The following is a 746-nucleotide window of genomic DNA, read 5'->3' as shown; positions in this document are numbered from 1 at the left end:
TCTTTTAAATTCTATTTTTATATTGCAATAATCTAGCAATTTTTTTAAGAAAATTAAACACAAATTGGATAAAAGCTCTATAAGCTCATCTTTTAAAAGCTCCTCTTACCATAAAGAGTAACTTCAAAGAGTAAAATAACAACTATTATTAAAACTATTTATAATTTTTCTAATAAGCCCATAGTGCAGGGTTTCATTAGCGTGCCACATTTTGAGCAAGCTTCAAATTTGGCACACAGCCAGCTACATTAAAAGATGTTTTGCCGCATTTTGGACATTTTAGCTTTTGAGGTCGCAAAACAAAGCCGTTCATTTTATATCCTTTATACTACAATTTTATGGAATTCTAGCATACACTTACGACATATTTTGTCGCAACCATAGGTAAAACAACACTAGGCGCAAGCACTTTATCTACGCATTTATTCATAATTTTTATCACACGCCTTTATATATTTTTTAGCTCTTTGTCTAGCTGTTTTTTTAGGCTATTCATTATGACTTTATTATTTTCTAATGTTTTTGTAAAAGCCTTAATTTACTCTCCAAATTTTCATCCCCGCAATCATCAAAGGACTTCGCAATCAAAGAGTATGAAAGACAGCTCTTAGCTAGCAAAACCACATACGAACTATCAAGCATCAAAAGACCAAAGCTAAGTGCAAATAGACTAAATTGCTTGTAGCGCAAAGATACTAGCAAGATTTTGTGAATTCCTAGAATAAATTCTAGGAATTCTAGATTTT

General features: G+C 31.2%; 1 protein-coding gene. It reads right to left on the bottom strand.

Features of this window, described 5'->3' with window-relative positions; genetic code table 11:
• Positions 1–513 precede the first annotated feature (513 nt).
• The coding region (locus PTQ34_RS08790) for a hypothetical protein (protein ID WP_273933222.1) at positions 514–746 on the bottom strand (233 nt) is incomplete at its 5' end.

Origin of the sequence: Campylobacter magnus (genome assembly GCF_028649595.1) — a bacterium.
Lineage (GTDB): Bacteria > Campylobacterota > Campylobacteria > Campylobacterales > Campylobacteraceae > Campylobacter > Campylobacter magnus.
Note: the sequence above shows the minus strand (reverse complement) of the source record. Positions and strands in the feature narration are given on the sequence as shown.